This is a genomic window from Nonomuraea zeae (genome assembly GCF_005889725.1).
Classification (GTDB): domain Bacteria; phylum Actinomycetota; class Actinomycetes; order Streptosporangiales; family Streptosporangiaceae; genus Nonomuraea; species Nonomuraea zeae.
Genome location: NZ_VCKX01000124.1, coordinates 16,386 through 33,115, shown reverse-complemented (window position 1 = coordinate 33,115; position 16,730 = coordinate 16,386). Strand labels below are relative to the sequence as shown.

Annotated in this window: 19 protein-coding genes; 12 read left to right on the top strand and 7 right to left on the bottom strand. The window is 71.0% G+C overall.

The features are described from left to right. The coding region (locus ETD85_RS63455) for an SCO2322 family protein (protein ID WP_170246964.1) at positions 1-723 on the bottom strand (723 nt) is incomplete at its 3' end. 82 nt (positions 724-805) lie between these two features. Between ETD85_RS63455 and ETD85_RS33145 the strand changes: the two genes are divergently transcribed. Beyond that, a complete protein-coding gene (locus ETD85_RS33145; RefSeq protein WP_138693754.1) occupies positions 806-1,012 on the top strand; it encodes a hypothetical protein in 207 nt (68 codons plus the stop codon). A gap of 67 nt (positions 1,013-1,079) precedes the next feature. Here the strand turns inward: ETD85_RS33145 and ETD85_RS33140 are convergent, their stop codons facing one another. Then, positions 1,080-2,078, bottom strand: a complete 999-nt coding sequence (locus ETD85_RS33140; RefSeq protein WP_138693753.1) for an aldo/keto reductase family protein — start codon at positions 2,076-2,078, stop codon at positions 1,080-1,082. 57 nt (positions 2,079-2,135) lie between these two features. On the opposite strand from ETD85_RS33140, the gene ETD85_RS33135 reads away from it, so the two are divergent. Then, positions 2,136-3,233 carry an SMI1/KNR4 family protein gene (locus tag ETD85_RS33135; protein ID WP_138693752.1) on the top strand — a complete coding sequence of 366 codons (1,098 nt, stop codon included), beginning with the start codon at positions 2,136-2,138 and terminating at the stop codon, positions 3,231-3,233. 54 nt (positions 3,234-3,287) lie between these two features. Here ETD85_RS33135 and ETD85_RS33130 read toward each other — a convergent pair whose 3' ends face one another. After that, positions 3,288-3,872 carry a DUF3043 domain-containing protein gene (locus tag ETD85_RS33130; protein WP_240779589.1) on the bottom strand — a complete coding sequence of 195 codons (585 nt, stop codon included), beginning with the start codon at positions 3,870-3,872 and terminating at the stop codon, positions 3,288-3,290. Positions 3,873-4,023: 151 nt separating this feature from the next. Here ETD85_RS33130 and ETD85_RS33125 point away from each other — a divergent pair, with 151 nt between their 5' ends. The 8 genes from ETD85_RS33125 (at position 4,024) to ETD85_RS33090 (ending at position 11,783) form a co-directional block, all read left to right on the top strand. After that, complete coding sequence (locus tag ETD85_RS33125; protein WP_138693751.1) at positions 4,024-4,845, top strand: PspA/IM30 family protein; 822 nt, start codon at positions 4,024-4,026, stop codon at positions 4,843-4,845. Beyond that, positions 4,842-5,120, top strand: a complete 279-nt coding sequence (gene pspAA, locus ETD85_RS33120) for a PspA-associated protein PspAA (RefSeq protein WP_138693750.1) — start codon at positions 4,842-4,844, stop codon at positions 5,118-5,120. The genes ETD85_RS33125 and pspAA overlap by 4 nt, the downstream gene beginning before the upstream one ends. Before the next feature lie 5 nt (positions 5,121-5,125). After that, positions 5,126-6,025: a zinc metalloprotease HtpX gene (htpX, locus tag ETD85_RS33115; protein WP_138693749.1), complete on the top strand. Its 900-nt coding sequence runs from the start codon at positions 5,126-5,128 to the stop codon at positions 6,023-6,025. Positions 6,026-6,031: 6 nt separating this feature from the next. Then, the gene (gene pspAB / locus ETD85_RS33110; RefSeq protein ID WP_138693748.1) at positions 6,032-6,589 is read left to right on the top strand and encodes a PspA-associated protein PspAB; all 558 of its coding nucleotides are present in this window, start codon (positions 6,032-6,034) and stop codon (positions 6,587-6,589) included. Positions 6,590-6,636: 47 nt separating this feature from the next. After that, a complete protein-coding gene (locus tag ETD85_RS33105) occupies positions 6,637-8,064 on the top strand; it encodes an alpha/beta fold hydrolase (RefSeq protein WP_138693747.1) in 1,428 nt (475 codons plus the stop codon). 58 nt (positions 8,065-8,122) lie between these two features. Further along, the gene (locus ETD85_RS33100) at positions 8,123-10,159 is read left to right on the top strand and encodes a serine/threonine-protein kinase (protein ID WP_170246963.1); all 2,037 of its coding nucleotides are present in this window, start codon (positions 8,123-8,125) and stop codon (positions 10,157-10,159) included. A gap of 84 nt (positions 10,160-10,243) precedes the next feature. Next, positions 10,244-10,843 carry an SIMPL domain-containing protein gene (locus tag ETD85_RS33095; protein WP_138693745.1) on the top strand — a complete coding sequence of 200 codons (600 nt, stop codon included), beginning with the start codon at positions 10,244-10,246 and terminating at the stop codon, positions 10,841-10,843. Positions 10,844-10,871: 28 nt separating this feature from the next. Further along, positions 10,872-11,783: an alpha/beta fold hydrolase gene (locus tag ETD85_RS33090; RefSeq protein WP_138693744.1), complete on the top strand. Its 912-nt coding sequence runs from the start codon at positions 10,872-10,874 to the stop codon at positions 11,781-11,783. A gap of 124 nt (positions 11,784-11,907) precedes the next feature. Here the strand turns inward: ETD85_RS33090 and nadA are convergent, their stop codons facing one another. Then, complete coding sequence (nadA, locus tag ETD85_RS33085; protein ID WP_138693743.1) at positions 11,908-13,065, bottom strand: quinolinate synthase NadA; 1,158 nt, start codon at positions 13,063-13,065, stop codon at positions 11,908-11,910. A gap of 157 nt (positions 13,066-13,222) precedes the next feature. Here nadA and erpA point away from each other — a divergent pair, with 157 nt between their 5' ends. Together erpA and ETD85_RS33075 are read left to right on the top strand one after the other, a co-directional pair. After that, entirely contained in the window at positions 13,223-13,576 is a 354-nt protein-coding gene (gene erpA, locus ETD85_RS33080) for an iron-sulfur cluster insertion protein ErpA (RefSeq protein ID WP_106242686.1), read from the top strand. A 98-nt stretch (positions 13,577-13,674) separates the two neighbouring features. Further along, entirely contained in the window at positions 13,675-14,661 is a 987-nt protein-coding gene (locus ETD85_RS33075) for a carbohydrate kinase family protein (RefSeq protein ID WP_138693742.1), read from the top strand. Between the two features lie 54 nt (positions 14,662-14,715). Here ETD85_RS33075 and ETD85_RS33070 read toward each other — a convergent pair whose 3' ends face one another. The 3 genes from ETD85_RS33070 to ETD85_RS33060 are packed head-to-tail and all read right to left on the bottom strand — an operon-like array spanning position 14,716 to position 16,596. Next, on the bottom strand, positions 14,716-15,159 hold the full coding sequence (locus tag ETD85_RS33070) for a CBS domain-containing protein (RefSeq protein ID WP_138693741.1): 444 nt from the start codon (positions 15,157-15,159) through the stop codon (positions 14,716-14,718). Between the two features lie 52 nt (positions 15,160-15,211). Beyond that, positions 15,212-15,457 carry a sulfurtransferase TusA family protein gene (locus ETD85_RS33065; protein ID WP_138693740.1) on the bottom strand — a complete coding sequence of 82 codons (246 nt, stop codon included), beginning with the start codon at positions 15,455-15,457 and terminating at the stop codon, positions 15,212-15,214. Next, on the bottom strand, positions 15,454-16,596 hold the full coding sequence (locus tag ETD85_RS33060) for a cysteine desulfurase family protein (RefSeq protein WP_170246962.1): 1,143 nt from the start codon (positions 16,594-16,596) through the stop codon (positions 15,454-15,456). Before ETD85_RS33060 ends, ETD85_RS33065 begins: the two co-directional genes overlap by 4 nt. Positions 16,597-16,730: the final 134 nt, after the last annotated feature.

Here is a 16,730-nt window from a genome sequence, read left to right as displayed (position 1 = left end):
GGGTTGGGCGGTGGAGCGGGTGCGGCGGCGGGTGGCGACTACCGCGCCGCCGCCCAGAAGGGCCAGCGCGCCGGCGCCGCCCGCGATCAGCGCGATCGGGAGCCCGGAGCCCGAGCCGGCGCCGGTGCCGGGCGTGGCGGGGGTGAGGGCGGCGCCGCCCTGCTCCTGGGCCGGGTAGCCGCTCACGGTGACGACGTCGCCCTGGGCGTTCACCCGGACTTCGGCGGCCGAGGCGAGGAGCTGGGCGGCGGTGGCGTCCTCGGCGCCTGCCACGCACCTGAGCACCCCCTGTGCGGGCGGCCGGTCTCCTGGGTAGGCGTCGGACTCCCCGTCGCCGAAGTCCACCGCCACCACCACGCGCTTGTGACCCGAGGCGGCCGCGTCCTTGCCGCAGACGGTCTGGAACGACGGCAGGTCCCCGCCGGGGGACTCGCCCGCGGCGGCGTCGGGAGCCGCGGAGAAGCGCCAGCCGATCACAGAGCCGTCGGACGGGTTGTCCTGGGGTGTGCCTGCCAGCCAGGCCGTTCCGTCGCTCTGCCAGACGCTCCAGGCCCGTGTGGCCCCGGGATCGGCGGCTCCGGGGAGGGCGGCACCGGGCGCGGGGGCGCTGAGGACCGTGGATCGCGCGCCCGGGGAGGGTGCGGCGAGGGCGGACAGGGGGAGGGAGATGGAGCAGGCCGCCCCGACGGCGACCGCCGCGGCAACACGATATGCGCGCAGCATCGATTGACCTCCAAGCTCGGGAGTAGGGTTCCAGTGCCGTCGGAGGGTGCGCCGGCGAACCCGCGGAAAAGGAGCGTATGGCATGACATGGCGGTGGCGTTATGAAAATGCAAATGGTGGTGAGGTGACGGATCGCCCTTTGCCGCGAGAAGTTTTTCCGAGCCAGGCGGACGCGGAGTCCTGGCTCGGCGAGAACTGGCGTGACCTGCTCGAATCCGGTGTCGAGCAGGTGGCCCTGCTCGACGAGGATCGCGTTGAATACGCGGGGTTGTCATTGCGACCGGAATGAATTCCGGGTAAATAAAAAACCCCTTGAGCGCCGTTGTGGCTCAAGGGGTTTTTGATGTTCGGGGATGTTATGGGCGGGTACGCGGGCTCACGGTCTTGGACGCGTCGCGCTCGACGACGTCACCGAGCACCTCGTCGATGCGCTGCAGCACGCCGGCCTCCAGCTTGACGCCCGCCGCCTTGACGTTGTCGCGGACCTGGTCCGGGCGGCTGGCGCCGACGATGGCGCTGGAGACGTTGGGGTTCTGCAGGACCCAGGCGATGGCCAGCTGGGCCATGCTCAGCCCCAGGTCGGAGGCGATCGGCTTGAGCTCCTGTACGCGGCCGAGCACGTCGTCCCGCATGAACCGGGCGATCATGGCGCTGCCGCTCTTGTCGGTCGCGCGGGAGCCCTCGGGCGGCTGCTGGCCGGGCACGTACTTGCCGGTGAGCACGCCCTGCCCGATCGGCGACCAGACGATCTGGCCGACGCCCTCCTTCTCGCTGAGCGGCACGACCTCGGTCTCGATGACGCGCCACAGCATGTTGTACTGGGGCTGGTTGGAGACGATCCGGTCGAAGCCCATCTCGTCGGCGATCTTCAGGGCCTGGGCGATCTGGTCGGCGGTCCACTCGCTGACGCCGATGTAGAGGACCTTGCCCTGGCGTACGAGGTCGTCGAACGTCTTGAGGGTCTCCTCGAGCGGCGTCTCGTAGTCGAAGCGGTGCGCCTGGTACAGGTCCACGTAGTCGGTCTGCAGGCGGCGCAGCGAGCCGTTGATCGCCTCGGTGATGTGCTTGCGCGACAGGCCGCGGTCGTTCGGGCCGGAGCCGGTCGGCCAGAAGACCTTGGTGAAGATCTCCAGCGACTCCCTGCGCACGCCCTTCAGCGCGCGGCCGAGCACCTCCTCGGCCTTCGTGCCCGCGTAGACGTCGGCGGTGTCGAACGTGGTGATGCCCTCGTCGAGTGCCGCCTGCACACACTGCTTGGCGGCGTCCTCCTCGACCTGGGAGCCGTGGGTGAGCCAGTTGCCGTAGCTGATCTCACTGACCATGAGACCGCTGCGGCCGAGGTGTCGGAATTCCATGCGTCCGACCTTAATCCCGGCGCATGAGCTGTTTCGTTTCGGGATAGGGTGCGCGACGTGCTGAAGCTCGTACGGCTGGCGCTGACGGCGGCCATCGTCACCGCGATCGCGTTACGGTTGCGCCGGCGCGCCCGCATGCAGGGAACGGAGCCCGCGCTCCCGGCCACCGCGCAGGGGAGCGGGACGCGGCGGGCGGGCCGCCGGACGAGCCGGGGGATGGCTCTGGTGTGGGCCGCCATCGCGGCCGTCGTGGCGGTCACGCTCGTCGCCGCGCTGATCCCGACCGAGGCCCAGCAGGCCGCGGCGGACGCCTGGCGGCGGTACCAGGCCGAGCAGGCCGCCATGGACGCCTCCTTCCAGGCGTCGCCCGCCCCGACACCCACGACCCCCGTCGCGACGCCGGCTGGGCAGGCCACCGGGTCGCCGACGGCCGGCGTCCCAACGCCGGGTGAGCAGGCCACCGGGTCGCCCAGGGGCTCCGTCCCGACGCCGGCTGGGCAGGCCACCGGGTCGCCGACGGCCGGCGTCCCCGATCCCGGCTGCTCGCCCGCTCCCCGCCCCGTGACCGTGCGGCCGATCGACCCCAGGGTCAGGCGGGCGGTGAACAGGCAGTGGCGGCGGATCGAGCGCTGGCTGCGGGCGAACGCCCCCCGTACCTACCGGACACTGCGCGCCCCGGGCCGGGCGCGCACGATCGCCGTCGCCGAGTCGCAGATGGGCGTGGACTTCCCCGACGACCTGCGCGCCTCGCTCCTGCGCCACAACGGATCGAGGGGCCCGCTGGGGTTCGGCTGGTACGCCGGCGCGGTCAACCTCGGCACGCGCGAGATCAGGGACTCCTGGCGCCGGCTCTGCCGATGGGACGGCTCGGGCCCGGCTAAGGCGGAGAGCTGGAACGGCCGGATGATCCCGTTCCTGTACGTCACGGAGCGCGACGGCGAGAACCCGGCCTACGCCGTGGCCGACACCGCCGACGGCAAGGTGAGCTGGACGGACGGCACGATCTCCGGCGCGGCGCCCCGGCTGCCGTCCTACTACGCGCTGATGCGGACCGTGGCCGACGCCCTGGAACAGGGCCAGGAGATCGGCGGCCGGCGGCCCGCGGTCAGGCGAGGCGTGCTGCGCTGGGACAACGTCCGGGACGGCAACCCGTAAAACTTCCCGCAACTTCCCAGCCTTTTCCCGAAATATTGGGAAAAGGTGGAGGAGCTACTTCTTCACCGGCACCGGCCTGCCGCCCGGCAGCACCTGGGGCGGCGGGAAGCGCAGCTTGCGGATCTGCAGCGCCCGCATGGCGGCGTAGAAGCCCACGCCCTTGGTGCTCTCGTTGGGCAGCTTCTCCGCCACCAGCCGCTTCATCTTCCACGCCACATAGACGGACGTGAACAGCACGCCGATCATCATGATCGGCCAGCCGACCGCGATCACGATGTTGAGCACCTGGGCGCGGATCTCGGCAGGCCAGGGCACCCAGGTCGCCAGCAGGATGAGTAGCGAGAACGGCAGGAAATACTGGCTCGGCAGCCGCCGCGAATCGACCCAGTCGCGCGCGAACTTGCGCGCGGGGCCCTTGTCGCGAGCAGGAAAATACCGCTCGTCACCTGCGAGCATCCCCCGGCGGGCCTTGTCCCGCTCGGCGGCCTGCTTGCTCCGCATCTGCCGATAGGCCTCTTTACGGTCCTTCGGCGCGGACACGAACTGGCGTCGTTTGCCCTCGGCATCCCGGCGCTTGGGTGTGGGACGACCTTTACCCTGGGGCTTAGGATCGTCAACGGGGACGGGGGTGTCGTCCACGGAGGTTTGGGATCGGCGTCGCAACACGCGTCAACCCTACCTGGACTGCAACTTAGTGACGCCCCCGTGCGTTATGCGTAGGGTAATCCCAAGGCGGCTGCGCTGCATTGGGTGACCACCAGCACGACCTAGAAGGGGACGGCCGACGCGCATGAGCGTGATGAAGAGACTTTCGATGATCTTCAAGTCCAAGGCCAACAAGGCTTTGGACAAGATGGAAGATCCGCGTGAGACCCTCGACTACTCCTACCAGCGGCAGCTTGAGCTGCTGCAGAAGGTGCGCAGGGGCGTGGCCGACGTCGCCACGTCGCGCAAGAGGGTGGAGCTGCAGATTACCGGTCTGGAAAACCAGGCCAAGCGTTATGAGGACCAGGGCCGCAAGGCGTTGTCGGTCGGACGTGAGGATCTTGCCCGCGAGGCGCTGCAGCGCCGTTCCGGCCTGCAGACGCAGATGGCCGACCTGAAGATCCAGCACGACAACCTGCAGGCCGAGGAGGAGAAGCTGACGACGGCTTCCCAGCGGCTGCAGGCCAAGGTCGACTCCTTCCGTACGAAGAAGGAGACGATCAAGGCGACCTACACCGCCGCCGAGGCGCAGACTCGCATCAACGAGGCGTTCTCCGGCATCTCCGAGGAGATGGGCGACGTCGGCCTGGCGATTCAGCGCGCCGAGGACAAGACGGCGCAGATGCAGGCCCGCGCGGGCGCGATCGACGAGCTGCTGGCCAGCGGCGCTCTCGACGACTACAGCGGCACCCGCGGCGACGACATCCAGGCCGAGCTCGACCGCATGGGCGGCGGCATGGACGTCGAGCTGGAGCTGGCCAGGATGAAGTCCGAGCTGGGCCAGGGCCCGGCTCCGAAGAGTGCCATCGAGCAGGGCCAGCCGCAGCAGCAGGCCCAGCCGCAGGGGCAGCCACAGCAGCAGGGCGGTTCGACGCAGCAGCTGCGCCAGCCTGGGGAGGGCGCATGATTGTCCGAATCATGGGCGAGGGTCAGGTGGAGATCTCCGCCGACGACATCTCGGTCCTCAACCAGCTCGACAGCGAGCTCGAGGCCGCCATCGAGGTGGGCAACGAGAACGAGTTCCGCGTCAAGCTGCACGCGTTGCTGGACAAGGTGCGCCACGTGGGCAAGGCGCTCCCCGACGACAGCCTTGAGCCGTCAGAGCTGATCCTTCCCCCCGCGGACGCCTCGATCGAGGAGGTCCGGGAGATGCTGGGCGACCAAGGCCTCATCCCGGGCTGAGTCCCGTGCGTACGCGGTTCGCGTCCGACCGCGGCCTGACCAGCCGCATGGTCGTGACGATGTTCCTGCTCGGCCTGCTCTACGTGGTGTTCGTCGGCGTCCTGGTCTCGCTGGGCGTCCGGGCACTCACCGTGCTGGTGGTGGCGGGGGGCCTGCTGCTCGTTCAGTACTTCCTGTCCGACCGCATCGCGTTGTTCGCGATGGGCGGACGGGAGGTCTCACCGCAGGAGGCTCCTGAGCTGCACGGCCTGATCGACCGGCTGTGCGCCCTCGCCGACATGCCCAAGCCACGCGTGGCGATCGCGGATTCCGACGTCCCCAACGCGTTCGCCACCGGCCGCAACCAGAAGAACGCGGTCGTCTGTGTGACGACCGGCATCCTGCGCCGCCTGGAGCCGCAGGAGCTGGAGGGCGTGCTCGCCCACGAGCTCTCGCACGTCGCGCACCGTGACGTCGCGGTGATGACCATCGCCTCGTTCCTGGGCATCGTGGCCGGCCTCATGACCAGGTTCGCGCTCTACACGGGGCTCGGCGGACGCCGCAACAACGGCCAGGGCGGCCTGCCGATCGGGCTGATCATCCTGCTCGTCTCGGTCCTCGTGTACGCCGTCAGCTTCCTGCTCACCCGCGCCCTGTCGCGCTACCGCGAACTGGCCGCCGACCGGGCGGGCGCCCTGCTCACGCAACGCCCTTCCGCCCTGGCCAGCGCGCTGACCAAGGTGACCGGCGACATGGCCAGGATCCCGACCAGGGACCTGCGCGAGGCGGAGCCGTTCAACGCCTTCTTCTTCGCCCCGGCGCTGGCCAAGGGCGAGACGCTGGCCAACCTGTTCGCCACGCATCCGCCGCTGGAACGGCGGCTGGAGCAGCTGGCGAACATCTCCAAGCAGCTCGGAAGGGGCTGAACCCGCATGGGCTGGCTCGATGCGCTGCTCGGCCGGTCCAAGCCGGTCGAGCCCAACCTCGACGCGCTGTTCGCGCTGCCGTCCGCGGCGGTGACGCTGCAGGCCGCGACCGGCCTCGTGCCCACCGGCCTGGGCTCCGTGGCGTTCAGGGCCGCGGAGGGCGGCGCGTTCGCCACGGTGGAGCGCGACGTCAAGGCGCTGCTCGGCGAGCGCGTCGAGGAGTCCGACGACGGCTACGGCTACACCTGGCTGCTGGTGCGCCGCCCGCCCGAGGCGATCAGCGACCTGGTGACGGAGCTGCACGCGGTCAACTCCTCGCTGGAGTCGGCCGGTTTCGGGCCCTCGCTGCTGTGCTCGCTGGTGTCGTACGCCAGCGAGGACGGCCGCCGGCTGGCGGTGGTCTACCTGTACAAGCGGGGGACGTTCTACCCCTTCGCCCCGCTTCCGGGACAGCGGCGGGACAACGCGCTCGAACTGCAGGCCAGGGGCGCGCTGGAGGGCGAGCTGCCGCTGGAGAAGGACCTCGCCCGCTGGTTCCCCGTCTGGGGCGCACCAGGGCTCTGACCTGGGGGCTCCTGCACGAAAGTCACCCATGGTGATCTAATGATCACGTGGAGCGAAGATTGTACGTGCTCGCGGCTTGCGCGTTCATCGTGGCGGCAGTGCTCGGCAGCGCGTGGATAACCGGCCAGTTCACCACGCCGGCGGTGGACAGGACCGACGGCTACGTCAGCGAGCTGGCCGCCCGCGACCAGCCGTGGACGCGCCTGTTCCGGATCAGCGACGCGCTGTCGGGGCTCGCGTGCCTGTTCGGGGTGGCGCTCGTGCCGAGGGTGGCTCGCGAGTGGCCCGGCTGGCTGGCGCTGGCCGCGTACGGGCTGCTCACGTTCGTGGCCGGGCTGTTCCCGCTGGACTGCGCCGCGCTGAGCGATCCGGCCTGCGCGCAGAAGGCCATGTCGCTCGGCCACCGGATCCACACCCTGGCGGGCGTGCTCGGCACGCTCGCCGTGCTGGCCGCCATGGTGCTGCTCAGCTCGCGGTGGCGCTCGTGGGTGTCGTGGCTGGTCACCTGGCTGACGCTGGCGGCCACGCTGCTCACCGCGGGCGCGTTCGCGGACGGGCGCGGGGTGGGGCTGGCGCACCGGGCGCAGCTCACGATGATCGCCGTATGGCTGGTCTACCTGGCCGTCCACCTGCTCATCGAGGACGGCACGGGTGAGGAGCCGGCCGGCGGCCCGGCGACCGGTCACGGGCGGCCCCACGTGGTCGAGCAGGGTGCCGGGCCCGCGGTGCTCATCACGGCCGGCCCCGCGGGCGCCTGGTTCCACTGGGACGCGGTGGCCCACGAGCTGGCCAGGAGCCACCGCGTCATCCGCTTCGACCGCCCCGGGCTCGGCCTCAGCCCGTGCTCGCCGGCCGCGCCCAGCCTGTACGCCGAGGTCGCCCGCCTGGCCGCGCTGGCCCCCGCCCATCCGGAACGCGTCACCCTCGTCGCCCACGGCGTCTCCTGCTGGCACGCGGAGGCGTTCGCCAGGACGCACCCGCTGTGCGCGGCCAAGCTCGTCCTGGTGGACCCGGCCTGCGCCGTGGTCCGCCGCCGCTGCGCCCTGGCCGCGCACACCGGCCGCTGGCTGCCCGCCCTGGCCGGGACGTGGGGCGCGACCGTCCTGGCCCGCCTGACGGGGCCGGCGGCGCACCGGGTGCTCACCGGCGGCCCCGACCCGCGCGGCGTCTACCGCATGGGCAAGGTGCCGGTCACGGTGGCGGGGGAGTGGCTGGCCCGCCGCGACATGGCGGCCGAACTGCGCCGGATCAGGGCGGAGAAGCCGTTCCCCGAGGTGCCGGTGACCGTGATCAGCGCGGGGACCGGCGCGAACGAGAGGGACGGCTGCCACGAGCGGCTGGCCCGCTATCTGAGCGCCAAGCTCGTCCGGCTGCCGCGAACCGGGCGTCAGGTCCACCTGAAGGACCCGGCGGCGATCGTGGACGCGGTCTTAGTCGTGCCGGGCGGAGGGCTGGCGCCTTGCCGGAACGGGTGACGGGGAGCCGCGCGACGCACCAGAATGGCGAGAAAGACGCCATATGTGGGGGTTCTATATGCCAGACCTCGCGGCCCCGAGACCAGGGGATCCCGCGACGGTGGGGGAGTACGCCGTGGCCGGGCGCCTGGGCGAGGGCGGACAGGGGATCGTCTACCTCGCCACGGCGAAGGACGGCACCAAGGTGGCGCTCAAACTCCTGCGTGCCGATCTGGCGGGGAACGCCCAGGCTTCCGAGCGGTTCGTCCGCGAGGTGGCGATGGCCAGGCGGGTGGCGCCGTTCTGCACGGCCCAGGTGATCGACACGGGATTGTTCGGCGGCCGGCCGTACATCGTGAGCGAGTACATCGACGGCCCCACCCTCACCGACGTCGTACGCGCGCAGGGCCCGCGCTCGGGCACCTCGCTGCACCGGCTCGCGATCGGCACCGTCACCGCGCTGGTGGCCATCCACCAGGCGGGCATCGTGCACCGCGACTTCAAGCCGTCGAACGTGGTGCTGGCCTCCGACGGCCCCCGGGTCATCGACTTCGGCATCGCCAGGGCGCTGGACCTCACCTCGACCCTGACCGGCACCGCGATCGGGACGCCGTCGTACATGGCGCCTGAACAGCTCACCGAGTCCAGCCCCGGGCCGAAGTCGGACATGTTCGCGTGGGCGTGCACGCTGCTGTTCGCGGCGTCGGGGCAGGCGCCGTTCGGGCAGGACAGCCTGCCCGCGGTGGTCAACCGGATCATGCACACCGAGCCCGACGTCAGCCCCATCCAGGACCCGGCCCTGCGCTCCCTGGTGTCGGACTGCCTGGCCAAGGACCCCGCCGGTCGGCCGTCGGCCGGTGACGCCCTGATGCGCCTGCTCGGTCACGCGCCCGCCTTCGCGCCGCCGGGCTCCGCGGTGGAAACGGCTCCCGCGGCGCAGTCGCCGGGGCTGCTCCAGCAGGGCAGCGCGGCCGCCGCGGCCGGGCCCGCGCCGCCGTACGCGTATCCGCCCAGGCCGCAGCCCTACCACTTCGGCGCGCCCACCCAGCCGGCCCGGCGCAGGGCAACCGGCTGGATCATCGCGGCGAGCGTCGCGGGCGCGCTCACGCTCGTGGTGACCGTCGCTTTCGTCGCCGTACGCCTCAGCGGGCTGCCGGGCCGTACGAACTCGTCCGCGACGCCCACCACCTCGGCCTCCACCCCGGCCCGCACCCCGACGCCCACACCCACGCCGACGAGCCGTACGGTCCGGCTGCCCGGCACCTCGGTGGAGATCAAGGAGAAGGAAGGCGACCCCATCAGCCTCGCCTCCTACACCGTGGACCGGGGCAAGCGCCTCTACGTGAGAAAGCACGGGAGCCGGACCTTCACCCCCGACACCCGCTATTTCGAGTACGCGCTGGACCCCAAGACCAACCTGGCCCTCGGCACGGACGTGGACTACAGCTCCGACTTCTACGCCACCGTGTCCATCATCGACCACGTCGCCGACACCAAGCGCGTCGTCAAGCTCAGCCCCAAGCCGATCTTCCCCACCACGCCGCGCTGGTCGCCCGACGGCAAGTACGGCCTGGTCACCCTCTACAAGGGCGCGGAGGGGAACACGGCCGAGTACGGCTACGGCATCATCGACGTGAGCAGCGGCAAGGGCCGCGCGTTCCAGGTGAAGGAGCAGGGCGCGGGCGAGTGGCGCTTCTTCTGGGACGCGGGCGGCCGGTCGGTGGGCACGTGGGTGGGCGGCAAGATGAAGTTCTACGACCTGAACGGCAAGCTCCTGCGCACCCTGTCGGACGCCGGGTCGCCGGTCTGGGTGGAGGGCGACGACATCTCGCCGTCGGGCACCCGGTTCCTGTCCCACTGCACGGCGGCGGGCACCTCGCTGTGCGCCCGCTCCACCTCGGGCGACGACACCACTCCCGTCACCATCCCGTTCACCAGCAACCGGCTCATCGGCTGGTGGGACGACGACCACCTGGCGGTGTGGCGGGCCAAGGGCGCCGGGTACGAGGCCGTGGTCATCGGCCTGTCGGGGCAGGTCGGCCAGGTGCTGGCCACGGCGGCGAAGAAGGCGGAGTTCGACCGGATGGCCTTCAGATTCGGCCGTAACGCCTCCTGATCCGGCGGATCCTTCGCCGGAGCGGGCACACGGCCTAGGATCGGGGTCCGAACCCGTTCGATGGGGCCACCCAAGGGGGTACGCGTGGACATCACCGTCGTCGGCGAAGGCGCCGTCCTGGCCGCGCCCGACATGCTGCGGCTGCACGCGGGGGTCGAGGTGCGCAGGGCGTCGGCCGCGGAGTCGTTCGCCGCCGTCCGCGCCGCCGCCGCCCGGCTGGCCGAGGCGCTGAGGGAGGCCGGGGTCGCCGCGCAGGACGTACGCACGGTGGAGCTGTCGCTGGGCCCCGAGTACGAGGCGTACCCGAAGGTGGCCGCCTACCGCGCGGCGCAGGGCGTGGAGGTCGTCGTCCGCGACGTGGCCCGCGCCGACCACGTCATCGACACGGTGGCCGGGGTGGGGGAGGAGGCCAGGCTCAACGGGCTGGCCTTCGAGCTGTCGGACCCCGGCAAGGCGCTGAAGGACGCCAGGACGCAGGCCTTCAGGGACGCCGCGGCCAAGGCGGCCCAGTACGCCGAGCTGGCCGGCCGCCCGCTGGGCCGGGTCGTCTCGGTGAGCGAGCAGGTCATGGGCGGCCCGCGACCCCTGCGGGCACAGGTCGCGATGGCGGAGAGCGCGCCCTCGGTCAGCCCCGGCAGCCAGACCCTCTCGGTGAGCGTCGAGGTCGGATACGACTTCGCCTAGCCCCGGCCCCTCGGCCAGACTGGCCGCCATGGCAGAGATCACGCGGGCTGAGACGGTGCTGACGGAGGACGGGGTATCGCTGTGGGCGGTCAGGACGGGTGAGGGATGTCCGGTGGTCTTCTGCCATGGAGGCCCCGGGCTGTGGGACACCCTGGAGGACGTGGCCGGGCCGCTGTCCGGCGTCGCGGCCGTGCACCGCTGGGACCAGCGCGGATGCGGCCGCTCCCAGCGGACGGGGCCCTATTCGATGGCCAGGACGATGGCCGACCTCGACGCCGTCCGCCGCCATTTCGGGCTCTCGGACATGGTGCTGCTCGGCCACTCGTGGGGCGCCCAGCTCGCGTTGCGCTACACGCTGGACCACCCGGAGCACGTGCGCGGGCTGATCTACGTCGCCGGCACGGGCATCGACCCGGGCGCGCCCTGGCGGGATGAGTACGGCCGCAACCTGCGCGCGAGGCTGGGCGGGGACCTGGAGCGCTGGAGCGAGCTCAACGACAAGGAACGCACGGACGCCGAGGACCGGGAGCTGTCGGTGCTGCAGTGGACGGCGGACTTCGCCGACCACGGCCAGGACCACGAGGACCGCGGGCAGGACCGCGACCAGGACCACGGCCAGGACCACAGCTGGGCGCGGGAGCAGGCCGAGCGCATGGCGACGCCCTGGCTCGGGGTGAACTTCGCGTGCAACGCCGCCATCAACGCCGAGGGCCGCCGGACGTGGGGCGCCCCCGAGCTGCACGCGCGGTGCGCGGCCTCGGACGTTCCCGTGCTGATCGTGGACGGCGCCGAGGACATCCGCCCGCGCTGGGCCGTCGACTCGCTGGAGCGGGCGCTGCCCCGGGTGTCCCGCGTGGTCCTCGAAGGCGCAGGTCATCTGCCGTGGACCGAGGACCCCGACGGGTTCCAGGCGGCGGTGAGAGCCTTCCTGACGGCCTGAACCGGCCGTCCCGGCGAAACGTCCGGCCGCCAGGGGAACGGCCCCTGACGGCCGGACCAGGTCGCGGGCGAGCCCGGATCGGGCCGGAGCGCAGCTCGCGGGGTAGCTCTGACCAGGGCCGGGGCTACGGCAGGGCGAGCATGCGGTCCAGGGCGACCTTGGCCCAGTGGGTGGTGTCCTCGTCCACCGTGATCTGGTTGACGACGTCGCCCAGGACCAGCGACTCCAGGGCCCACACCAGGTGCGGCAGGTCGATCCGGTTCATCGTCGAGCAGTAGCAGACCGTCTTGTCCAGGAACGAGATGTTCTTGTCGGGGAACGTCTGCGCCAGGCGCTTGACCAGGTTCAGCTCGGTGCCGATCGCCCAGCTCGACCCCGCCGGAGCCGCCTCCAGCGTCTTGATGATGTGCTCGGTCGAGCCCACGTGGTCGGCCTTGAGCACGACCTCGTGCCGGCACTCGGGGTGCACCAGCACGTTCACCCCGGGGATCCGCGCGCGTACGTCGTCCACCGACTCGGCCGTGAAGCGGCCGTGCACCGAGCAGTGCCCGCGCCAGAGGATCATCCTGGCCCGCTCCAGCTGCTCCTGCGTGAGACCGCCGTTCGGCCGGTGCGGGTTCCAGACGACGCAGTCCTCCAGGGTCATCCCCATCTCCAGCACCGCAGTGTTGCGGCCCAGGTGCTGGTCGGGCAGGAACAGCACCTTCTGGCCCTGCTCGAACGCCCAGTCGAGGGCGCGGCGGGCGTTGGAGGAGGTGCAGACGGCGCCGCCGTTCCTGCCGCAGAAAGCCTTGATGTCGGCGCTGGAGTTCATGTATGTGACCGGGATCACCTGCTCGGCCAGCCCCGCGTCCTCCAAGGCGTCCCAGCACTCCTCGACCTGGTCGAACGTGGCCATGTCCGCCATGGAGCAACCGGCCGCCAGGTCGGGCAGGACCACCTTCTGCGCGTCCCCGGTCAGGATGTCGGCGGACTCGGCCATGAAGTGCACCCCGCAGAAGACGATGAACTCCGCCTCCGGCCTGGCCGCCGCCTGCTGGGCGAGCTTGAAGGAGTCACCCGTCACGTCGGCGAACTGGATGACCTCGTCGCGCTGGTAGTGGTGGCCGAGCACGAACAGGCGGTCGCCGAGCGCCTCCTTGGCCCGGCGAGCCCGCTCCACCAGATCGGGGTCGGAGGCGGGCGGCAGCTCGCCGGGACAGTCGACCCCCTTCTCGCTGTGCGGATCGGCGCTGCGGCCGAGGACGAAGAGTGGCAGCCCAGTCTGGGTGGCCATGGCCATACCCCCTTATCGTCGGTTTGACGATACTCATCATGACACACCGACATTCGTGGTTATTCCGGGGGGAGCCGGACCGGGAATGTGTGGCATCGCCCAGGTGTTGGTAGCGTCATTAGAAGGACGTCGGAAACAGACAGCCGGGTTAGGGAGTCAGCAGATGACGGTTGAGAGCAGCGAGACCACGGCACAGGGCCTGATCCTGACTGACGCGGCCGCCGCCAAGGTCAAGAACCTGCTGGAGCAGCAGGGTGAAGAAGGTCTGCAGCTGAGGGTCGCCGTGCAACCGGGCGGTTGCTCCGGCCTGCGTTACCAGCTCTTCTTCGATGACCGCTCGATGGACGGCGACGTCGTGTCGGACTTCGGCGGCGTCAGCGTGGTCACCGACCGGATGAGCGCTCCTTACCTGATGGGTGCCTCCATCGACTTCGTGGACACCATCGAGAAGCAGGGCTTCACCATCGACAACCCCAACGCCACGGGCTCCTGTGCCTGCGGCGACTCGTTCAACTAGTCGGTGGCCGCCGGGTCCCGCTCGCCTTTGTGCGTGCGGGACCTTCGCGTATCCTCGTGGGGCCCATTGGCTTGCTGACAACGAGGAAGAAGAATCCCGTGCGCATCGCCGTCACCGGCTCCATCGCGACAGACCACCTGATGACCTTCCCAGGAAGCTTCGGCGATCAGCTCATCGCCGAGCAACTGGACCGGGTGTCACTCTCGTTCCTGGTCGATGACCTTCAGATTCGTCGCGGCGGCTGCGCCGCGAACATCGCCTTCGGCATGGCCTGTCTCGGCCTCAAGCCGGTCCTCGTGGGAGCCGTCGGCAGCGACTTCGCCGACTACCGGTCGTGGCTGGAGCGCCACGGCGTCGACTGCGCGTCCGTGCACATCTCGGAGACCCAGCACACCGCGCGTTTCCTGTGCACCACGGATGAGCACCACAACCAGATCGCCTCGTTCTACACCGGGGCCATGGCCGAGGCCCGGCTGATCGAGCTGAAGCCCGTCGCGGACCGCATCGGCGGCCTCGACCTGGTGCTGATCAGCCCCAACGACCCCGACGCGATGCTGCGCCACACCGACGAGTGCCGCCAGCGCGGCATCCCGTTCGCCGCCGACATCTCCCAGCAGCTCGCGCGCATGGCCGACGAGGACATCCGCAAGCTCGTGGACGGCGCCGCCTACCTGTTCTCCAACGACTACGAGAAGGGGCTCATCGAGCAGAAGACCGGCTGGACCGACGAGGAGATCCTCGCCCGGGTCGGAGTCCGCGTCACCACGCTCGGCCCCAAGGGCGCCGTCATCGACCGCCAGGGCGAGCCGTCCATCCAGGTCGCCCCCGCCCCCGAGGTGGGCAAGGCCGACCCCACCGGCGTCGGCGACGCCTTCAGGGCCGGCTTCCTGTCCGGCGTAGCCTGGGGGCTGCCGCTGGAGCGCTGCGGCCAGCTCGGCAACCTGACCGCCACCCATGTGCTGGAGCGCGTCGGCGGCCAGGAGTACGAGCTGGGGCAGAAGGGCTTCCTCGAGCGGTTCGGCGCCGCGTACGGCGCCGAGGCGGCCACGGAGGTCGCCGGCTACGTCCGCTGCTACCACCCCTGACGGACCGCCCCCTGCGCGTGACCATCTGACGCGACGCGGCGGCCTCCGGGCCGCTCAGTCGTCGTTGGGCGTGCGCGAGGCGTAGACGCGGTGCACGAACTCGGCCAGCTGGCCGTCGGGCAGGTGCCTGGCCAGGTCCGCCTCGCTGATCATGCCCACGATCCGGTCGCCGTCCATCACCGGCAGCCGCTTGATCTGGTGCTCCTCCATCCGCGCGAGCGCCTCCTCCACGGTGGCGCTCGCCGGGATCCAGACCAGCCCGGTGGCGAGCTCGCCCGCCGTCACCGTGGCCGGGTCGTGCCCGGCGGCGACGCACTTCACCACGATGTCACGGTCGGTGATGATGCCCTGCACCCGGTCATCGGCGCCGCAGACCGGCAGCGCGCCCACGTCGTGGTCGCGCATCAGCTGCGCCGCCCGGTCGAGCGTCTCGTGCGCGGGGACGCACTCCGCGCCCGTGCTCATCACGTCACGGGCGGTCTCACATCCGTCGGTCATGGCTTTCCCCCGGAAGTCGGTGACTTCTGACGGAAAGCCCCTACCCCGAATATCAGTAGTTGCGCCTGACGTGGATCGCCCAGCCACCCCCGGGCAGCTCGTACGAGCCCACGTGGCGATGCGACTTCAGCCGGCACCACGCGGGCACGTCGTTGTAGGCCGCGGGATCGTCGGCCAGCACCGCCACCACGGCGTTGAGCGGCACATAGTTGATCTGCTCGGCGAGCATGATGATCGGGATCGGGCACTTCTTCCCGAGCGCGTCGATCGTCAAAGCGGGCTGGGTGACCTCGGTCATGCGACTCCTGCGTCCTGGCGGATGCGACGCACCATATCGGGCAGCACGGCGAGAAACCTGTCGACCTCCGCCGCGGACGCGCCCCTGGGCAGCGACACCCGGACATTCCCATGCGTCAGCACGCCCATGGCTTCCAGGACGTGCGATGGACGAAGCGTACTAGCGGTGCACGAACTTCCGGACGATACGGCGAATCCGGCCTTGTCGAGCTCGGTCAGCAACGCCTCACCGTCCACGTACAGGCACGAGAAGGTCACGATGTGCGGTGCCCGGCCTACCGGGTCACCGATCACCTCGACGTCGGGGACGATCTTCGGGACCGTCTCCCGGATCCGGGTGACGAGCTCGGAGAGCCGCGCCTGCTCCTGCGCCGCCTCGGCGGCCATCGCGCGCAGGGCCGCCGCGGCGGCCACGATGCCGGGGACGTTCTCGAAGCCCGGCACCCGCCGCCGCTCCCGCTCGTCCTCGGGCAGGAACGAGCGGAACCTGGTGCCCTTGCGCACCACCAGCACCCCGACCCCGGCCGGGCCGCCCCACTTGTGGGCGCTGGCGGTCAGCACCGACCAGCCCGGCGGCACCGGCATCCGGCCTGCCGTCTGAGCCGCGTCCACCAGGAGCGGGACGCCGTGCGACCGGCACGCGGCGGCGACCTCCTCGACCGGCTGCAGGGTGCCGACCTCGTGGTTGGCCGTCTGCAGGCAGGCCAGTGCCGTGCCGGGGCGCGCGACCGCCTCGGCGAAGGCCGCCGGATCGACCCGGCCGGTCAGATCCACGCCCACGGTCTCGACCGTGCCGCCGTCGCGTTCGTGCACGCCACCGGCGTGCAGCACGCTGGAGTGCTCGACCGCGCTCGTCACCAGATGGCGACCGGCTCTGCGCCTGCCGTGTAGGGTGCCGAGGACGCCGAGATGCGCGGCCTGCGTGCCGGACGAGGTGAACGACACCTCGTCGGGGCGCGCGCCGAGTGCCTCGGCGACCTCCGTGCGAGCCTGTTCCAGCAACAGGTGCGCGCGGCGGGCCTGGCCGTAGAGTCTCGCGGGGTCGGCCCAGCCGACGTCGATCGCCGCCAGCAGCGCTTCGCGTGCCTGAGGGTGGAGCGGCTCGCTAGAAGCCGCGTCGAAATACGCCACGAGACTCATCGTCCCACTTGCGGCGCCACCGAGGGGTCGCGCGGGAGGGCGGGGCACCTGCACGCTAATGTGTCTGCAATCAGCTGTGCATTCTGGAAATACGAGCGCCCAAGGGAGAGACTCTTGGGCTTCATCTGTGGGGT

Excerpts from the sequence above, each read along its gene's own strand:
- ETD85_RS33145 (WP_138693754.1), top strand. The coding sequence starts at position 806 with ATGACATGGCGGTGGCGTTATGAAAATGCAAATGGTGGTGAGGTGACG.
- ETD85_RS33140 (WP_138693753.1), bottom strand. The coding sequence starts at position 2,078 with ATGGAATTCCGACACCTCGGCCGCAGCGGTCTCATGGTCAGTGAGATC.
- ETD85_RS33125 (WP_138693751.1), top strand. The coding sequence starts at position 4,024 with ATGAGCGTGATGAAGAGACTTTCGATGATCTTCAAGTCCAAGGCCAAC.
- pspAA (WP_138693750.1), top strand. The coding sequence starts at position 4,842 with ATGATTGTCCGAATCATGGGCGAGGGTCAGGTGGAGATCTCCGCCGAC.
- pspAB (WP_138693748.1), top strand. The coding sequence starts at position 6,032 with ATGGGCTGGCTCGATGCGCTGCTCGGCCGGTCCAAGCCGGTCGAGCCC.
- ETD85_RS33100 (WP_170246963.1), top strand. The coding sequence starts at position 8,123 with ATGCCAGACCTCGCGGCCCCGAGACCAGGGGATCCCGCGACGGTGGGG.
- ETD85_RS33090 (WP_138693744.1), top strand. The coding sequence starts at position 10,872 with ATGGCAGAGATCACGCGGGCTGAGACGGTGCTGACGGAGGACGGGGTA.
- nadA (WP_138693743.1), bottom strand. The coding sequence starts at position 13,065 with ATGGCCATGGCCACCCAGACTGGGCTGCCACTCTTCGTCCTCGGCCGC.
- erpA (WP_106242686.1), top strand. The coding sequence starts at position 13,223 with ATGACGGTTGAGAGCAGCGAGACCACGGCACAGGGCCTGATCCTGACT.
- ETD85_RS33070 (WP_138693741.1), bottom strand. The coding sequence starts at position 15,159 with ATGACCGACGGATGTGAGACCGCCCGTGACGTGATGAGCACGGGCGCG.
- ETD85_RS33065 (WP_138693740.1), bottom strand. The coding sequence starts at position 15,457 with ATGACCGAGGTCACCCAGCCCGCTTTGACGATCGACGCGCTCGGGAAG.
- ETD85_RS33060 (WP_170246962.1), bottom strand. The coding sequence starts at position 16,596 with ATGAGTCTCGTGGCGTATTTCGACGCGGCTTCTAGCGAGCCGCTCCAC.